This window comes from Enterococcus sp. HMSC076E04, from assembly GCF_001814285.1.
GTDB lineage: Bacteria > Bacillota > Bacilli > Lactobacillales > Enterococcaceae > Enterococcus_B > Enterococcus_B lactis.
Genome location: NZ_KV815638.1, coordinates 21,802 through 39,013, shown reverse-complemented (window position 1 = coordinate 39,013; position 17,212 = coordinate 21,802). Strand labels below are relative to the sequence as shown.

Sequence of the window (17,212 nt, the reverse complement as noted above, 5' to 3'; positions counted from 1 at the left end):
ATAAGCTAAGGAGCGAAGACGTAATGAGAAAAAAAGATCGGCATCGTTTGATTACTCGATTGTTGAGTGAGCAAGATATCCGAAAGCAGGAAGAATTTGTTGAAATCCTGAAAAGCAAAGGAATATCTGTTACTCAAGCTACGATTTCCAGAGATATAAAGGAACTAAAACTGATTAAGGTACCGGCCTCAGATGGCGGCTACCGTTATAGTATACCAGCTGAAACAAATGAAGATGTAAATACTAAATTGGAAAAACTGTTAAAAGACGCTTTCGTAGCAGTTGACCAAATGGAAAAATTTGTTACTTTGAAAACTTTGCCGGGGAATGCTTCGGCAGCAGCGAATTTGATCGATAAGCGCTACAAGAAAGAATTATTTTCGATTATCAATGATGACGATAATGTTTTGATGATTACACGAACTGAAGACCAGGCAGTTTTACTAAAGAAAGACTTCCTGCATTACCTTTAAGTTGAGGAGCGAATGTGATGCTACAAGAAATCAGTATTACTAACTTTGCGATTATTCCGGAATTGCGGCTTTCTTTTCACGAAGGAATGACCGCGCTGACCGGAGAGACTGGTGCGGGTAAATCCATCATTATCGATGCTTTAGGTTTGTTAGCAGGAGGAAGAGGTTCAAGCGATTATATACGTCAAGGCGCAGAAAAATGCATTCTTGAAGGATTGTTTGAACTTCCGAAACAAGAAGGATTCTCTGAATTGATGGTTGAATTAGGTATCGAAACGGATGAAGACAATCTGATCGTTCGACGAGATATGTCGTTGACTGGAAAAAATGTTTGCCGAGTGAATGGTCACATCATCACGCTAGCTAATCTAAGGAAAATCGGCAGTTATTTAGTGGATATCCAAGGGCAAAACGAACATCAGGAACTGCTCCAGCCTGAATCACATCTTGCTTTATTGGATCGTTTTGGAGATGCAGCTTTCCAACAGAAGAAAAAGAGTTATCAGCAAGAATATACCTCTTATCGTGAGCTGGAAAAAAGGGTACGAAAAGTGCAGCAAAATGAAAAATCCTATGTTCAGAGAATAGATATGCTCCATTTCCAGCAAGAAGAAATAGCTGCTGCTGATTTGCAAGTCGGAGAAGAAGAGAAATTAAAAGAAGAAAGAGAAAAACTTAGCAATTATCAAAAAATTGCTGATGGATTAGCTGCAGGCTACGGAGCACTGACGAATAATGAACAAAACAGTGTAGATGGCGTTGGCTTGGCCGTTGCAGAATTGCAAGGGATCGCACATCTAGATGTGGAGTATGAAGCAATTTATGAAAATATCCAAAGTGCTTACTATTTGTTACAAGATGCAATCGGAGACATGAGTCGTCAAATCGATTTGTTGGAGTTAGATGAGAACCGTTTAGAAGAAGTGACTCAACGTCTAGAATTAATCCGACAGTTGAAACGCAAATATGGCGAATCCATTGAGTCGATATTGGCTTACTATGACGAAATCACCGAAGAGCTAGCTTCTTCTGATTTTTCAGAAGGTCAATTGGACAAAATGAAAGAGGAACTAGAGCAAAAAGAGCTTCTACTTCAGCAACAAGCCGCAGATCTTCATGAAGCGCGTAAAAAAATCGCAAAAGAATTGGAAAAATCCATTCTGCATGAATTAAAAAGTCTGTATATGGAAAACACTGAGTTTGAAGTACGTTTCTTAAAAGAAGAAAACAGACAATTGAATCATGATGGGTTTGACCAAATCGAATTCTACATTACGACCAATCCAGGAGAGCCGCTGAAGCCTTTAGTGAAAGTCGCTTCTGGCGGCGAATTATCTCGGATGTTACTGGCTTTGAAAACGATTTTTTCTTCTGAGCAAGGTATGACAAGTATTATCTTTGATGAAGTGGATACAGGTGTAAGTGGAAGAGTTGCACAAGCCATCGCGGATAAAATTTCTCAAATATCGAAATACTCTCAAGTTTTGTGCATCACTCATCTACCGCAAGTCGCCGCAGTCGCCGACTATCAATATTATATCGTGAAAGCAGTGATTGATGGTCGTACGCAAACTTCTGTTTCAGAATTGAAAACAAAAGAAAGAGAAGAAGAAATTGCACGCATGCTAGCTGGAAGTGAGATTACAAAACTGACACTCGAACATGCAAAAGAACTATTGCAACTCGCAAGAAGGACCTGATCCACCTCGTAGTGGTTCAGGTCCTTTTTAGCAGCTGATAGCTATATTTTATTTTTTACATGACACTCATGACAGCAGTCAAGACAACAGACCCAATCGTTAAAATCAGCATCGTCCAAATGACAAATTTTGTTACTTTAGCAAAAGTACTTGTTTGTTTTTTTTCACGCATTGTTTTCAACCTCGTAATTAATTAGTTAATCCAAGTGTACAATCTTTTTGTCTTTTCTACAAGAGGTCTTTTTTATAAAAACTTCCCTTTTTTTAAATAATAGGTAGTTACGATACAAATAAATAATGTTAATAGGACTAGCCAGATAAACGCATCATCTCTTTCAGCAATGGGTAGCTTGATGTTCATCCCATAGATACTTCCGATGATTGTTGGTATAGTTAATATAATCGTTAAAGAAGTTAAAATTTTCATAATATTATTCAAATTATTCGATACAATTGCTGAAAAAGTCTGATTCATTTGTTCTACTAGTTTTAATTGAATGCGAGAAGTAGTCATTGCTTGCTCTGTTTCTACCAATACATCACGCAGATGGTTTTTCAACGCATGATTTTCTTGGAAAAGTTTATTTTGCGCTAATTCTTTCAATGCATCTAAATTAGCAGAAGTCGCTTCTCTGAAATAAACAAGGCTTTTTTGGATATCCATGATTTGATAAAGTTGTTTGTTTTCAGTTGATACTTGAAGTTTGGCTTCCAAAGTATCGCATTGAGATTGAAGCGTAGCTAAATAACTGTTATAAGACAGTGTAACCTGCCAGATGAATTGAAAGAAGATATTGAGATTGGGTGAAACATCGCTTTTTGGAAAGGTTTGACTAAAGACTTTCTTTAAAAATAGTGGTTCATGATTCGTAATTGTGATAAGCTTCTTTTTGGGCGTCAAAATGATAGAGAGCGGGTATGTATCCACTTGAAAATAACCGCTAGGACTTGTTTTAGCAAACGGATATTGTAACAATAATAACGCTGGTTTTGTCAACTTTGATTGATTGAATTCTTCTGTACGGGAATTTTCTGCATCGTCCAATATGGAAGTGATGTAATCTGACGGAATTTCAAATTGATGTGTCAGCTGATGAATCTCTTCTTGATTGGGACGTTCTACACAATACCAGATCGTTTGGTCAGTTTCCTTTCCGGTATTACGCAGTTTCTCATTATCTAATGTAAAATATTTGATCATGATTTTCCTCCTGTTGCCTGTTTCTTTTATTATAACGGATAGGGGATTGGAATACATGGAATGTGTTTGTAAGATATAGAATATAACTGCATAAATTTAAATAAAATGAAACAGTTGTGTAAAGTATATACAGTATACTTGAAGCAACGATAAAAAAGGAGTTTACGTTCATGGGCACATTCACACCACTTATCTTGTTTTGGTATATTTACCCGGTAATCGTTTTGTTTGGTTGCCAATTTCTTGTAAAATTATTTTCGTTAAATCGTCGTTTTAAAATAAAAGCCCCTGATTTGGCGATTCCTTTTTTGTGGGGCGGTATGCATGCGTTGTCTAGAAACACAGCGACAATTTCTATCCTGCCGTTTTTCTTTATTTCTGTTTTACTAATGGGCATCTGTATTGCTGTTTTTCAAGCATATTATTATGAAGAAATCATTTATCCGCGTTATTTCAAGATGACTTGGCGTTTGGTATTTCTGCTGACGATCGTCTTGTACGCGGTCTTGATCATTGTGAATATACTTTCTTACCTATGAAAAAAGCAGAAAAGCTGTAAAAAGTCTTTTAAAAGGCTTTTTGCAGCTTGATTCTTAAAAAAATGTTTATGAATAAAAAAAGTTGTTCCCGGATTTCCTAGAAAAGGTGGTAGAAAGTGGGGGATTGTGGTAGACTAATTTTAGTTAGTGGAGGAATGGGGGGCTTTCAATGTTGATGGGTGAATTCCAACATAATATTGATGCAAAAGGACGTTTAATCGTTCCCTCAAAACTTCGTGAAGAACTTGGCGAAAAGTTTGTTCTGACACGCGGATTGGATGGTTGTCTTTTCGGCTATCCGATGAGCGAATGGGAAAATCTGGAAGCTAAGCTGAACGAAATGCCGTTGGCTAAAAAAGACGCACGTACATTTGTGCGATTCTTCTATTCGGCTGCCACTGAATGCGAACTTGATAAACAAGGACGGATCAATATACCAAGCACGTTAAGAAATTATGCAGCTTTGACAAAAGGGTGCGTAATCATCGGCGTATCTAACCGAATTGAAATTTGGGATGAGACACGATGGGAAGATTTTTCTGCAGAAGCAGAAGAGAATTTTGACGAAATTGCTGAAAATATGATTGATTTCGGACTATAAGAATAGGAAGAGGCTGACTAATGACTGAAACATTTCAACACTATACAGTCATGTTGAAAGAAACGGTAGATGGATTGAACATCAAACCGGATGGCGTTTATGTAGACTGTACACTCGGCGGTGCCGGACATAGTGAATATTTATTGAGCCAACTAAGTTCTAAAGGGCACCTGTATGCGTTTGACCAAGATCAAAAAGCAATCGATCACGCCAAGCTGCGTTTAGCTTCTTATGTCGAACAAGGGATGGTCACATTTATCAAAGCGAATTTCAGAGAATTAGAAGAACGCTTGAGTGAGTATGTAGATAAGGTAGATGGTATTTTGTATGACTTAGGGGTTTCCTCTCCTCAACTAGATGAAGCAGAACGTGGATTTAGTTATCATCAAGATGCACCCTTGGATATGCGTATGGATCAGTCAGCTCCTTTAACCGCTTATCACGTAATTAATGAATATTCCTACCATGAATTAGTAAAGATTTTCTTCCGCTATGGCGAGGAGAAATTTTCCAAACAAATTGCTCGTGAAATCGAACGAGTACGAAAAACAAAACCAATCCAAACAACTGGTGAGCTTGTCGAAATCATTAAACAAGTCATCCCAGCTCCCGCAAGAAGAAAAGGCGGGCATCCTGCAAAAAGAATTTTTCAAGCTGTGCGGATTGCAGTAAATGACGAACTTGGTGCCGAAGAGGCCTCTTTAGAACAGGCAATCCGGTTATTGAAAGTCAATGGAAGAATCAGTGTGATCACATTCCACTCATTAGAAGACAGAATTGTCAAAAGTATGTTTAAAGAATATAGTACGGTTCAAGATTTACCACCGGGACTTCCTGTCATACCTGACGAATTTCAACCGGAACTGAAAGTCATTACTCGTAAACCAATCCTTCCTTCAGAGGAAGAGTTAGCAGAAAACAATCGATCACGCAGTGCAAAGTTACGTATTGCAGAAAAAATAAGAATGAAAGAGGAGTAGAATGATGGCAGAATTAAAGAAAATGCAAGAGTACGAATATGATTTACCTGAATTGGTGGATCAGCCAGAACAACAAATGCCAGATTCTTCTTCGAATCAAGAAATCATTCTTCCACAATCACCAGCAAAACGATTGAAGCAGATTTCTGCTTTGGAAAAAATTGCTGTGGCAAGCGTGGCGATTGCTATTGTTGCTTTGTGTGTTTTAACAGTCATGTTGCGTACAAATATCAGCGGAGCTGAAAAAGAAATCACATCAATACAAACAGAAATCAAGGATAAAAAGCAAGAAAAAACGAGTTTAGAACAAGAAAAAAATGAACTTTCTCGTACTGAACGGATTAAACAAATCGCAGAAGAAAAAGGATTGTCTATTAATGACGACAATTTAAGGAAAGTGAAGTAAATGAGTCTTAAAAATAAAATTCGGCGGTTTATGGAAAAGAAAAATCTAAATCCGATGAACAATCGCAAAAAAGTAGGTATCATTTTATTTGCTACGAGTATTGGATTGTTCTTTTTATTTGCCGTCCGTTTCTCGTATATCGTTATTGGAGGTCATGTTGCTGGTACCTCATTAGCTGAAAAAACAAAACAGTTGTACCAAGGAAGTGAAGTAGTAAAAGCAAAAAGAGGAACGATTTATGATCGTAACGGTGTGGCGCTCGCAGAAGATGCCTCCTCTTATTCAATTAAAGCGATACTCTCAAAAACATATACTTCTGGGGATAAAAAACTGTATGTCGAAGAAAAGAATTTTGATAAAATAGCAGAAATCCTGCATAAGAATCTTTCTATAGACAAAAAAGATGCACTGAATATTTTAGAAGACGGCGCAAAAAAAGAGCTATATCAAGTTGAATTTGGTAGCTATGGGAAAAATATCTCCCAAGAAACCAAGCAAAACATCGAAGCAGATATGAAAAAAGAAGGTGTCGCTGGTCTTTACTTTGTCGACCATCAGGCTCGGATGTATCCAAATGGCGTCTTTTCTTCTCATTTTATCGGATATGCAGTTCCAGACAAAGATGAGAATGGCTTAGTTGGTAAACTAGGTTTGGAGTCTGCTTACAATGATATTTTGAGCGGTAAAGATGGTAAGATTATTTATCAAAAAGATAATTTTCAAAATCCTCTGCCAGGTACAGTAGCAGAAGAAGAAAAAGCTGTTGATGGACAAGATATCTACACGACTTTGGACAGTAGACTACAAAGTTATTTGGAAACACTGATGGATCAAGTAAATGAAGAATATCAACCGGAAGAATTGACAGCAGTCTTGATGAAAGCAAAAACTGGAGAGATTTTGGCGATGGGGCAGCGTCCTACTTTCAATCCCGAAACAATGGAAGGTTTGACTGGAGAAGATGCTATCTGGCGTAATTTCTTGGTACAAGATAGTTATGAGCCAGGATCAACCATGAAGGTTTTCACTACTGCAGCCGCTATCGAAGAAGGAGAATTCAACGAGAATGAAACCTTCCAATCTGGAAAAATCCAAGTAGAAGATGCGACGATCAATGACCATGACTTTGGTGAAAAAGGTGTGCTGACCATGCGTCAAGCTCTTTCATGGTCAAGTAACGTCGGGATGGTCATACTGGAACAGCGATTAGGCGGACGATGGTACAATTATTTACAAAAACTAGGATTTGGACAAAGTACCCATTCTGGATTAGATGACGAAGTAAATGGTGCTTTGCCTACATCAAATATTGTCGACCGAGCAATGAGTGCTTATGGACAAGCGGTAGGTGTGACGAATTTCCAAATGATGAAAGCTTTCACTTCTATTGCGAATAACGGTACAATGATTCAACCTCGATATATCAGCAAAGTAGTGGATCCTCAAACTGGAGAAGAGCGAACAACTCAAACAGAAGTTCTAGGACAACCTTTTTCAAAAGAAACAACAGAAAAAGTCCGTGAATATATGAGAGATGTTGTCGAAAGCGAAAACTACGGTAGTGCTTATGGCGTATATAGTGTACCTGGATACAATGTATCGGCAAAAACCGGAACAGCCCAAATCGCTTCTGATACAGGGGGATACCAAACAGGAGATACAGCCTACCTGTATTCGATTGTGGAGATGGTTCCTTCTGAAGATCCAGACTATGTCTTGTATCTAACAATGAAACACCCTAAGACATATGATCGAATGGCTTTGGCTAAAATCGCAAATCCATTGATGAAACGGGCAATGGATTTTAAAGAAACTGAAGAAGATACGGATACAGAAACCAAAACAGAAAAAGTATCCGTAGCCGATTATCGTAATCTAGAAGCAGATGTTGCAGCAGCGGATGCTCAAAAAAGCGGACTGCAACCTGTCGTTATCGGTAACGGGAAAAAAGTACAAAAACAATCTACTGCCAACGGTGATCAGTTGATCTCTGGAGAAAAACTGATTCTATATACTGGCGGCGACAAGCTGATGCCTGATGTAACTGGATGGTCAAAAGCAGATATCATGAAGCTAGGGAAAATCCTTGGTATCGAAGTTAGTTTTGATGGGGATGGTTATTGTGTCAAACAAGAACTTGCTCCATATGAAAAAATCACAAAAGAAAAACTTAATTTTACTTTAGAAGAATAAGAAGAGAAATAGGAGAGAAAAGAGCATGGAATGGACACAAGCATTGATTCCCATTGTCAGCAGTTGTGCAATGACGATTGCCGCAATGCCGCTATTTATTGGTTACTTTCAAATGAAAAAGCAAGGTCAGGCGATTCGCGAGGAGGGACCAAAGTGGCATAATATCAAAGCCGGAACTCCTACAATGGGCGGCTTAGTGTTTCTGATCGGCTCTATTTTGACAGGGATTTGGGTTGGAGCTTGGCAAAAACAGCTGACTCCTACTCTTTTCATCTTGCTTTTTGTATTAGCATTATATGGAGTAATTGGTTTTCTTGATGATTTTATAAAGATCTTCAAGAAAAGAAACATGGGGCTGAACTCGAAACAGAAACTGATTGGACAGGTTCTAGGGGGAATCATCTTTTATCTTGTTTACCGTTCTGAAGGCTATCCAGGTGTATTGAATTTCTTTGGGCTGGATCTGCCTTTAGGAATCATTTATGGGGTTTTCGCTATCTTCTGGCTTGTTGGATTTTCAAATGCGGTCAATCTGACGGATGGTATCGATGGATTAGTTGCTGGCTTAGGCAGCATCTCTTTTGCAGCTTACGGTCTGATTGCTTGGCATCAGCATCAGTATGATGTATTAATCATTTGTCTCAGTGTCTTAGGTGGTTTACTTGGATTCTTCGTCTATAACCGGAAACCTGCCAAGATTTTTATGGGAGATGTTGGTTCATTAGCTTTGGGCGGACTTTTAGCGGCAATTTCTATGATGCTGAACCAAGAGTGGACATTGCTTTTGATTGGCTTGATTTATGTTATGGAAACTGCAAGTGTGATGCTTCAAGTTACATCCTTTAAACTTACGGGAAAACGAATTTTTAAAATGTCTCCAATCCACCATCATTTTGAAATGTGCGGATGGTCGGAGTGGAAGATTGATACAGTTTTTTGGTTGATCAGCATTGTGACTTCATTGATCACATTATGGATCGTTTGGTAGGAGATGACAGGAAATGAAAAAAATATCAACATATGAAAATAAAAAAGTGCTTGTCTTAGGACTCGCAAAAAGCGGAGTAAGTGCGGCCAAATTATTACATGAATTGGGCGCACTTGTCACCGTTAATGACGGAAAACCTTTTGATGAAAATCCGGAAGCACAAGAATTGCTTTCTTTAGGGATAAAAGTAATAACAGGCAGTCATCCAATCGAATTACTAGATGAAGAATTTTCGTTGATGGTCAAAAATCCTGGGATTCCCTACAGCCATCCTTTAGTAGCAAAAGCCCAAGAAATGGGTATTCCGGTAATTACGGAAGTGGAGCTAGCTTACGAAGTAGCGGAATGCCCAATTATTGGGATTACAGGAACGAATGGAAAAACCACGACAACAACGATGACTGGACTACTACTGAATGCAGGCGTAGACAAAGGAGTTGCCCGTTTAGCAGGAAATATTGGGTATCCAGCAAGTGGTGTCGCGCAAGAAGCGAAACCAGAAGATAAAATCGTGATGGAGTTATCTAGTTTTCAACTCATGGGAATCACAGATTTCCATCCTCATATAGCGGTGATCACCAATATTTATGAAGCACATATTGATTATCATGGCACAAGAAAAGAATACGTCAAAGCTAAATGGAACCTTCAAAAAAATATGACAGCTGAAGATTATCTGGTTCTTAACTGGAATCAGTCAGAACTACAAGAATTAGCGCAAAGAACAAAAGCACGCGTCCTGCCTTTTTCGACAAAAGAAGTGTTGGAAGACGGTGTGTATGCTGACGATCACGCAATTTATTATAGAAAAGAAAAAATAATGGAAATTTCTGAACTTGGCGTACCAGGTACGCATAATGTAGAAAATGCGCTAGCTGCTATTACTGTAGCAAAATTGTATGGTGTATCAAATGAAGCTATACGACAAACGTTGCATTTATTCCATGGCGTGCCGCATCGTACGCAATATGTAGGAGAGATTCAAGGCAGAAAATTTTATAATGATTCAAAAGCAACCAATATTTTAGCGACTAAAATGGCTCTAAGCGGATTTGAAACGGCTAAGGTCGTGTTATTGGCAGGCGGATTAGATAGAGGAAATACATTTGATGAATTGGTTCCTTCACTAAAAGGAATCAAAGCAATGATCGTATTTGGTCAAACAAAAGAAAAATTGATCGATGCTGGAAAAAAAGCAGGCATCGAAACGATAGTAACAGCCGATTCTGTAGAACAAGCAGTTCCTTTAGCATTAGAAAACAGTACAGATGGTGATGTGATTTTATTATCACCAGCGAATGCCAGCTGGGATCAATACCCTAATTTTGAAACTAGAGGAAACCGATTCATGGAAGCTGTGAATCAATTAAAATAGAAAAAGTAGAAGCGAGCGATAAAAAATGAAAATTTTGGTTACAGGCGGAGGAACGGGAGGACATATTTATCCGGCTCTTGCCTTTGTCAATTATGTGAAGACTCAAGAACCGAATGCTGAATTCATGTATGTGGGAGCAAAACGTGGTCTGGAAAATAAAATTGTCCCTGATACAGGAATGCCTTTCCATACTTTGGAGATTCAAGGCTTTAAACGAAAAATTTCCATGCATAATATCAAGACAATCCGATTGTTTCTTAAGAGTATCCGTCAAGCAAAAAAAATCCTCAGTGATTTTCAACCAGATATCGTTATCGGTACTGGAGGATATGTATCCGGAGCGGTAGTGTATGCTGCATCAAAAATGGGAATTCCAACTATTATCCATGAACAAAACAGTGTACCAGGTGTTACCAATAAATTTTTAAGCCGATATGTGGATCGGATCGCTCTTTCATTCAAAGATGCGGCTCCTTTTTTTCCTGAAAACAAATCAGTCCTTGTAGGTAATCCTCGAGCACAAGAAGTAGCAGATACTAAAAAATCAGATATTTTGAAAACATTTGGGTTGGATCCAGAAAAGAAAACAGTCTTGATTTTTGGCGGCAGTCAAGGAGCACTTAAAATCAATCAAGCGGTATCGGTTTTTTTAAGTGAATATATTCCTTCCTCTTATCAAGTCTTGTATGCTTCAGGAGAAAGATATTATGAAGAAATCCTAAATAAAATAAATCCTGAAATACAAAACATTAGTGTCCAGCCTTACATCAAAAACATGGCAGAAGTCATGGCTTCGAGCAATCTGCTAGTGGGACGTGCTGGTGCAACTTCGATCGCAGAATTTACAGCTTTGGGGCTTCCGGCAGTGCTTGTTCCCAGTCCATATGTTACGAATGATCATCAGACTAAAAATGCAATGAGTCTTGTTCATGCAGGAGCAGCAAAAATGATTGCGGATAATGAGCTAACGGGTGAATCACTAAGTCAGACAATTAACGAAATCATGGATGATGAAGAATTGCAAAAGCAAATGTGCCAAGCTTCTAAAGAACAAGGCATCCCTGATGCTTCAAAACGTCTTTATGACGTAGTGAATCAAATAATCAAAAAATAAAGGCGGTGGTCTTAGTGAGTAAGAAAAAAGAACCTAAAAAATTGTCTCATTCGTCTTCTGATGAAAACAATTTGACTCCTTGGCAAAAGGCTAACCGAAAATATCTGGCAGAACAAGGGATGAAAAACCAAGAGCCAAAAAAAGAAGACACACCATTAGACACACCCCTTTCAGATTCTGAAGAAGAAAGAACGGTTCAAGAGGAACAGCAAGAAACAAGCCAGTCAGAAAGCCAGTCCGAGAAAAAAATCGAATTTTTTGAAGAGATCAAGCAAAAGAAAAACGGTGGCCCGTATAACGGTTCTTTTTTGAATCGTCTCCCCAATTTAAAAAGTCAAAGGCATAAAGTACTGTTTCGTCGGTTAGCATTGATTATTACTGTATTGGGCATACCGCTGATTTTTTTGATCTATTATGTTTCTCCTTATAGCAAGCTACAAGCAGTTGCAGTGTCAGGTAATAAGGTAGTCAACAGTCAGGAAATCATCTCTGATACCAAATTGTCATTGGGAGAAAATGTCTGGGGGCAGTATTTCGATCGATCCACTTATATCGAACGGCTAAAAAAAGCACAGCCGAGAATCGAAAAAGCAGCTATACACTTCAAAGGGATAAATGAGTTCGATTTGGATGTGACAGAATACAAAGAAATCGCTTTGATTGCAAAAGATAATCAATACTATCCAGTAATTGAAAATGGAACAGTATTAGATGAAAAAGTAGCAAATCCTACAAAAAATCTCCCTATCTTAGAAGAGTTCAAAGATTCAGCAAAAATCAAAGAATTAACAAAGCAATACAATCAGTTATCATCAGAATTGCAAAAAGCAATCTCTGAAATCAAGTATACACCAAGAGCAAGTAATAAAAACCTGATCCAATTGAACATGAATGATGGCAATCAAGTCATTGTAAATATCAATAATCTTGCGAACCAAATGAAATATTATTCGCAAGTAGCCAAAGACATGGATGAAAAAGGTGTGATCGACATGGAAGTTGGCATCTACTCATATCCTTACAGCAGTACTCAAGAAACGGCAGAATCGGACCAAACGGAAGAAACAACTGGAAGTGAAGAAAACGCGGATCAAACAAATGGGTCAAGTGAAGAGGCAGAAACGCAAGCAGCAGATACACCTGAATCGTCTGATACAAACGGCTCATCTGATTCAAATAATTCAAGTGAAACAAGTCAAATAGAAGACAATCCAAGTACAACTCCGTCAAGTTTAAATGAAAATTGATAAAACAACTTTAAAAAGTAAGAATGTACTTTCTAAAAACCAGTAATTTATGGTAGAATTGAAAGCAGTGAATATATCTATTAATAAGTATATTTTAAAACGGACGCTAGTTGTTCGCTTGTATATGGAATAGTAAGTAGGAGGGAATCCCATTCATGGCAAAAACAGGAATGTATGTAGGCCTTGATATTGGAACGACATCTGTTAAAGTTGTCGTGGCTGAATATATCGACAGCCAAATGAATATTATTGGAGTAGGAAACGCAAAATCAGAAGGGATTAACCGAGGCATTATCGTTGATATCGATAAAACGGTCCAAGCGATACAACGAGCAGTACGACAAGCAGAAGAAAAAGCAGGTATCCAGATCAAAGGCGTAAGTGTCGGTTTGCCAGCAAACATGCTTGAAGTAGAAAATTGCCAGGGAATGATTGCAGTTAACGGAGATTCAAAGGAAATCACCGATGAAGATGTCAGAAATGTGGCTTCTGCTGCCCTTGTTCGTTCAATACCTCCTGAACGTCAAATCGTGTCAATTTTGCCACAAGATTTTACTGTCGATGGATTCGAGGGAATCAAAGACCCTCGTGGAATGATCGGCGTAAGATTAGAAATGTACGGTCTGTTGTTTACCGGACCAAAAACGATCATCCATAACATACGTAAATGCGTGGAAAACGCCGGATTAATCGTCAATGAAATGGTGATTACTCCTTTAGCGCTGACAGAATCAATTCTTTCTGACGGAGAAAAAGATTTTGGTACGATCGTTATTGATATGGGTGGTGGCCAAACGACAACAGCTGTTATGCATGATAAGCAATTGAAGTTTACCAGTCTCGACCAAGAAGGTGGCGAATTTGTCACTAAAGATATCTCTATTGTATTAAATACGTCTTTTAACAATGCAGAAGCGTTGAAAATAAATTACGGGGATGCATATCCAGAACGGACATCACCAGATGAAGAGTTTCCAGTAGATGTAATTGGCCAGTCAGAACCAGTGAAAGTCGATGAACGCTATTTGTCAGAAATTATTTCAGCTCGTATGGAACAGATTTTCAACAAAGCAAAAGATGCATTGGACCAAATCGAAGCATTAGAGTTGCCAGGTGGCGTCGTATTGACAGGCGGAGCTGCTAGTCTTCCAGGTGTTGTGGACTTGGCGCAAGAAATCTTCGGCGTAAATGTGAAACTGTATGTTCCAAATCACATGGGACTGAGAAACCCGGTATTTACAAATGTAATAAGTATCGTTGATTATTCAGCAAACTTGAGCGAAGTGTATCAATTGGCAAAAATTGCTGTTACAGGTGAGACCTCAGCAGCTCGTCAAATGGTAGTTGAACAAGAAACAACAAACACATATGAAAGCTATGAAGCACCTGAAGAAACAGTCTACGATGAGCCGGAACCAAAAGAATCCGGAGAAAATGTAAAAAATAAAATCAAGGGTTTCTTTACAAATATTTTTGATTAATTCATCCTGGGAGGAATAAGATATGGAATTCTCAATTGATAATAATATCAATGACGGCGCAGTAATCAAAGTCATCGGAGTCGGCGGTGGCGGTGGAAATGCTGTGAACCGAATGATTGAAGAAAACGTCAAAGGTGTTGAATTCATTACGGCCAACACAGACGTGCAAGCATTAAAAAATTCAAAAGCTGAAACAGTTATCCAATTAGGACCAAAATATACTCGTGGTTTAGGGGCTGGTTCTCAACCAGAAGTTGGACAAAAAGCGGCAGAAGAAAGTGAACAATCCTTACGAGAAGCTTTAGACGGTGCAGATATGATTTTCATCACTGCAGGAATGGGTGGAGGAACTGGTACAGGTGCTGCGCCAATCGTTGCAGGGATCGCTAGAGAACTGGGCGCATTGACCGTTGGTGTCGTTACACGTCCGTTCACTTTTGAAGGACCTAAACGTGGCCGTTTTGCTGCAGAAGGTATCGCTCGTTTGAAAGAAAATGTCGATACATTATTGATTATCTCAAATAACCGTTTACTAGAAGTTGTAGATAAAAAGACACCAATGCTTGAAGCTTTCCGTGAAGCAGATAACGTTTTACGTCAAGGTGTACAAGGTATCTCTGACTTGATTACGGCACCAGGTTACGTTAACCTCGACTTTGCTGACGTGAAAACAGTGATGGAAAACCAAGGTACAGCATTGATGGGAATCGGTGTAGCTAGTGGAGAAGATCGCGTAGTAGAAGCAACGAAAAAAGCAATCTCCTCTCCATTGCTTGAAACATCTATTGATGGAGCGGAACAAGTACTTCTTAACATCACAGGCGGTTTGGATATGACATTGTTTGAAGCACAAGATGCTTCAGATATCGTAGCAAATGCAGCAACTGGCGATGTAAATATTATTCTAGGTACATCTATCAATGAAGAAATGGGCGATGAAATCCGCGTGACGGTCATCGCAACAGGTATCGATGAATCAAAAAAGGAGCGCAAGTCTAGCCGTCCAGCTAGACAAGCACAAATGCAATCACCTGCTCAAAAGACTGTATTAGATATGGATCAAGCTAAACCAACTTCTGCAGAAGAAGAAAACAGTTTTGGCGATTGGGATATCAGACGTGAACAAAATGTTCGTCCTAGAGTTGATGATTCCAATTTTGACAATATCGAAAAAAAAGAATTTGATACATTCAACCGCGAAGAAACAAAATCTCATGGCGATGATGAATTAAATACGCCACCGTTTTTCCGTCGTAAAAAATAAAGGAGAGGAAGAGCACATGATTGCTGACAACTTGCAGAAAATCAAGCAAGAAATTCAGGATTCGTGTGCTCTTGTTCATCGTGATCCGAAAGAAGTTACATTAGTAGCTGTAACAAAATCTGTTGAATCAGCTCAAGCTGAAGAATTGGTCAGAGCTGGCGTTATGAATTGTGCAGAAAACCGAGTAGATAAACTATTACAAAAGAAACAAGATTTATTTGATTTTCCCGAAATAAAGTGGCATTTAATTGGTAATTTACAGCGCAGAAAGGTAAAATTGATTGTAAATGAAATTGATTACTTTCATGCGTTGGACAGTTTAAGATTAGCAGAAGAAATCCAGAAGCGGTTAGAGAAAGAATTATCCTGTTTTATTGAAGTAAATGTTTCTGGTGAGGAATCAAAACATGGAATTTCACCAGATGAGCTTTTACCGTTTGTGGAATCTTTAGCTGCCTGCACAAAAATCAAGGTTGTTGGGTTAATGACTATGGCGCCTAAAGAAGCTTCTGATGAGCAAATCCATAAAGTGTTTGGTACGCTGAAAGAATTGCGTGATCTTGTTCAAGCAAAAGGTTATGCCCATGCACCATGTAATGAATTAAGCATGGGGATGAGTCAGGATTTTCAAATTGCGATTGAAGAAGGTGCAACATTTATCCGTGTAGGAACAGCGCTATTCAAAGACGAATAAAGGAGGAACAAAAATGCCGCTTTTAAACAGAGGAGCAATTGCTAATTTTTTCGGATTAGCTGATGAGGAAGAGTACGAATACCAAGATTATCCTGAAACAACAAAAAAGGCTGTACAGCCAACTAAAAAAAATACAAAACAGAATCAACCAACTCATTCTGTATCTGCTGCGAATACTCATGAGAAACAAAAAACGGCGACTTCACGTCCTGTAACGCATGAAAGTATTCAGCCGGCTGAAAAGAAAAAAGTAATTGAACTACATCAATCACCTACAAAAACTGTAGCGAAAGAAAGAACAGCTTCAAGAACGTCTACACAACCTAAAGCAAATCTTGCGGGAAAAATCACTGTGATGGAACCAAGAGCTTATTCTGAAGCGATGGCGATTGCTAAACGAATCATCGCTGGAGAAGCAACCTTAGTGAATTTTCATTTAGTGGAAGAAAAGCAAGCGAGAAGAATCGTTGATTTTCTAACAGGGACAGTTTATGCATTAGATGGAGATATCAAACGCGTTGGAGATGAAATTTTTCTTTGTACACCGACAGGGATGGAGATTGACAGTTCAACCGCTCAATCTTTTGCAGATGCGAATTTGTTTGATCTGTAAGAGGAGGAACTACGATTTATATTATTGCGCTATTACTTCATTTAATTGAACGGGCAGCCTATTTCTATAGCATTATCTTGATGGTATATGCTTTGCTCTCTTGGTTTCCAGGCGGTTATCAATCAGGATTAGGACGATTTTTAGCTAAGATCTGTGAACCGTATATCAGTTTATTCGATCGTCTGCCTTTAAGGATCGGTCCTTTGGATTTCACGATTTTAGGGGCCATTCTAATCTTGAACTTAGCCGTACAAGGATTAGCACAGATCGTTATATGGATAACTATCCATATAGTTTATTGATTCAAGCAACAAAATCTTTATTCTCAGAATAGATAGGAGGG

At 38.6% G+C, this 17,212-nt stretch carries 18 protein-coding genes; 16 read left to right on the top strand and 2 right to left on the bottom strand.

From position 1 onward, the window contains the following. Positions 1-23: 23 nt before the first annotated feature. Both HMPREF2961_RS13900 and recN read left to right on the top strand, forming a co-directional pair. Entirely contained in the window at positions 24-473 is a 450-nt protein-coding gene (locus tag HMPREF2961_RS13900) for an arginine repressor (protein WP_002291879.1), read from the top strand. A 17-nt stretch (positions 474-490) separates the two neighbouring features. Further along, positions 491-2,173 (top strand): DNA repair protein RecN, encoded by a 1,683-nt coding sequence (gene recN / locus HMPREF2961_RS13895; protein WP_025477278.1) that lies wholly within the window; start codon positions 491-493, stop codon positions 2,171-2,173. Positions 2,174-2,228: 55 nt separating this feature from the next. On the opposite strand, the gene HMPREF2961_RS13890 is transcribed toward recN, so the two are convergent. Together HMPREF2961_RS13890 and HMPREF2961_RS13885 are read right to left on the bottom strand one after the other, a co-directional pair. Then, positions 2,229-2,345, bottom strand: coding sequence for a DUF4044 domain-containing protein (locus tag HMPREF2961_RS13890; protein ID WP_002291876.1), 117 nt, complete (start codon positions 2,343-2,345; stop codon positions 2,229-2,231). A 72-nt stretch (positions 2,346-2,417) separates the two neighbouring features. Beyond that, entirely contained in the window at positions 2,418-3,374 is a 957-nt protein-coding gene (locus HMPREF2961_RS13885) for a magnesium transporter CorA family protein (RefSeq protein ID WP_002291874.1), read from the bottom strand. Positions 3,375-3,544: 170 nt separating this feature from the next. On the opposite strand from HMPREF2961_RS13885, the gene HMPREF2961_RS13880 reads away from it, so the two are divergent. From HMPREF2961_RS13880 to HMPREF2961_RS13815, 14 genes are all read left to right on the top strand, one after another. Beyond that, positions 3,545-3,913 (top strand): DUF3397 domain-containing protein, encoded by a 369-nt coding sequence (locus HMPREF2961_RS13880; protein ID WP_002291871.1) that lies wholly within the window; start codon positions 3,545-3,547, stop codon positions 3,911-3,913. Between the two features lie 169 nt (positions 3,914-4,082). After that, complete coding sequence (gene mraZ, locus HMPREF2961_RS13875) at positions 4,083-4,514, top strand: division/cell wall cluster transcriptional repressor MraZ (protein ID WP_002291870.1); 432 nt, start codon at positions 4,083-4,085, stop codon at positions 4,512-4,514. A gap of 20 nt (positions 4,515-4,534) precedes the next feature. Further along, positions 4,535-5,494, top strand: a complete 960-nt coding sequence (gene rsmH, locus HMPREF2961_RS13870; protein ID WP_002291868.1) for a 16S rRNA (cytosine(1402)-N(4))-methyltransferase RsmH — start codon at positions 4,535-4,537, stop codon at positions 5,492-5,494. Between the two features lie 4 nt (positions 5,495-5,498). Continuing rightward, a complete protein-coding gene (gene ftsL, locus HMPREF2961_RS13865; protein ID WP_002291866.1) occupies positions 5,499-5,900 on the top strand; it encodes a cell division protein FtsL in 402 nt (133 codons plus the stop codon). Beyond that, complete coding sequence (locus HMPREF2961_RS13860) at positions 5,901-8,093, top strand: penicillin-binding transpeptidase domain-containing protein (protein WP_002310275.1); 2,193 nt, start codon at positions 5,901-5,903, stop codon at positions 8,091-8,093. 25 nt (positions 8,094-8,118) lie between these two features. Then, positions 8,119-9,081, top strand: a complete 963-nt coding sequence (gene mraY, locus HMPREF2961_RS13855; protein WP_002291862.1) for a phospho-N-acetylmuramoyl-pentapeptide-transferase — start codon at positions 8,119-8,121, stop codon at positions 9,079-9,081. A gap of 13 nt (positions 9,082-9,094) precedes the next feature. Then, complete coding sequence (murD, locus tag HMPREF2961_RS13850; protein WP_002315409.1) at positions 9,095-10,456, top strand: UDP-N-acetylmuramoyl-L-alanine--D-glutamate ligase; 1,362 nt, start codon at positions 9,095-9,097, stop codon at positions 10,454-10,456. A 25-nt stretch (positions 10,457-10,481) separates the two neighbouring features. Beyond that, the gene (gene murG, locus HMPREF2961_RS13845; RefSeq protein WP_070705076.1) at positions 10,482-11,570 is read left to right on the top strand and encodes an undecaprenyldiphospho-muramoylpentapeptide beta-N-acetylglucosaminyltransferase; all 1,089 of its coding nucleotides are present in this window, start codon (positions 10,482-10,484) and stop codon (positions 11,568-11,570) included. A gap of 14 nt (positions 11,571-11,584) precedes the next feature. After that, positions 11,585-12,817: a cell division protein FtsQ/DivIB gene (locus HMPREF2961_RS13840; protein ID WP_025477277.1), complete on the top strand. Its 1,233-nt coding sequence runs from the start codon at positions 11,585-11,587 to the stop codon at positions 12,815-12,817. Between the two features lie 155 nt (positions 12,818-12,972). Then, complete coding sequence (gene ftsA, locus HMPREF2961_RS13835) at positions 12,973-14,298, top strand: cell division protein FtsA (protein WP_002291855.1); 1,326 nt, start codon at positions 12,973-12,975, stop codon at positions 14,296-14,298. 22 nt (positions 14,299-14,320) lie between these two features. Next, positions 14,321-15,562 carry a cell division protein FtsZ gene (gene ftsZ, locus HMPREF2961_RS13830; RefSeq protein WP_002291854.1) on the top strand — a complete coding sequence of 414 codons (1,242 nt, stop codon included), beginning with the start codon at positions 14,321-14,323 and terminating at the stop codon, positions 15,560-15,562. Positions 15,563-15,578: 16 nt separating this feature from the next. Continuing rightward, positions 15,579-16,256, top strand: a complete 678-nt coding sequence (locus HMPREF2961_RS13825) for a YggS family pyridoxal phosphate-dependent enzyme (RefSeq protein WP_002310280.1) — start codon at positions 15,579-15,581, stop codon at positions 16,254-16,256. Between the two features lie 13 nt (positions 16,257-16,269). Further along, complete coding sequence (locus HMPREF2961_RS13820) at positions 16,270-16,869, top strand: cell division protein SepF (protein WP_002315407.1); 600 nt, start codon at positions 16,270-16,272, stop codon at positions 16,867-16,869. A 23-nt stretch (positions 16,870-16,892) separates the two neighbouring features. Then, positions 16,893-17,171, top strand: coding sequence for a YggT family protein (locus tag HMPREF2961_RS13815; RefSeq protein ID WP_033705006.1), 279 nt, complete (start codon positions 16,893-16,895; stop codon positions 17,169-17,171). Positions 17,172-17,212: the final 41 nt, after the last annotated feature.

Excerpts from the sequence above, each read along its gene's own strand:
- HMPREF2961_RS13900 (WP_002291879.1), top strand. The coding sequence starts at position 24 with ATGAGAAAAAAAGATCGGCATCGTTTGATTACTCGATTGTTGAGTGAG.
- recN (WP_025477278.1), top strand. The coding sequence starts at position 491 with ATGCTACAAGAAATCAGTATTACTAACTTTGCGATTATTCCGGAATTG.
- HMPREF2961_RS13890 (WP_002291876.1), bottom strand. The coding sequence starts at position 2,345 with ATGCGTGAAAAAAAACAAACAAGTACTTTTGCTAAAGTAACAAAATTT.
- HMPREF2961_RS13885 (WP_002291874.1), bottom strand. The coding sequence starts at position 3,374 with ATGATCAAATATTTTACATTAGATAATGAGAAACTGCGTAATACCGGA.
- HMPREF2961_RS13880 (WP_002291871.1), top strand. The coding sequence starts at position 3,545 with ATGGGCACATTCACACCACTTATCTTGTTTTGGTATATTTACCCGGTA.
- mraZ (WP_002291870.1), top strand. The coding sequence starts at position 4,083 with ATGTTGATGGGTGAATTCCAACATAATATTGATGCAAAAGGACGTTTA.
- rsmH (WP_002291868.1), top strand. The coding sequence starts at position 4,535 with ATGACTGAAACATTTCAACACTATACAGTCATGTTGAAAGAAACGGTA.
- ftsL (WP_002291866.1), top strand. The coding sequence starts at position 5,499 with ATGGCAGAATTAAAGAAAATGCAAGAGTACGAATATGATTTACCTGAA.
- HMPREF2961_RS13860 (WP_002310275.1), top strand. The coding sequence starts at position 5,901 with ATGAGTCTTAAAAATAAAATTCGGCGGTTTATGGAAAAGAAAAATCTA.
- mraY (WP_002291862.1), top strand. The coding sequence starts at position 8,119 with ATGGAATGGACACAAGCATTGATTCCCATTGTCAGCAGTTGTGCAATG.
- murD (WP_002315409.1), top strand. The coding sequence starts at position 9,095 with ATGAAAAAAATATCAACATATGAAAATAAAAAAGTGCTTGTCTTAGGA.
- murG (WP_070705076.1), top strand. The coding sequence starts at position 10,482 with ATGAAAATTTTGGTTACAGGCGGAGGAACGGGAGGACATATTTATCCG.
- ftsA (WP_002291855.1), top strand. The coding sequence starts at position 12,973 with ATGGCAAAAACAGGAATGTATGTAGGCCTTGATATTGGAACGACATCT.
- ftsZ (WP_002291854.1), top strand. The coding sequence starts at position 14,321 with ATGGAATTCTCAATTGATAATAATATCAATGACGGCGCAGTAATCAAA.
- HMPREF2961_RS13825 (WP_002310280.1), top strand. The coding sequence starts at position 15,579 with ATGATTGCTGACAACTTGCAGAAAATCAAGCAAGAAATTCAGGATTCG.
- HMPREF2961_RS13820 (WP_002315407.1), top strand. The coding sequence starts at position 16,270 with ATGCCGCTTTTAAACAGAGGAGCAATTGCTAATTTTTTCGGATTAGCT.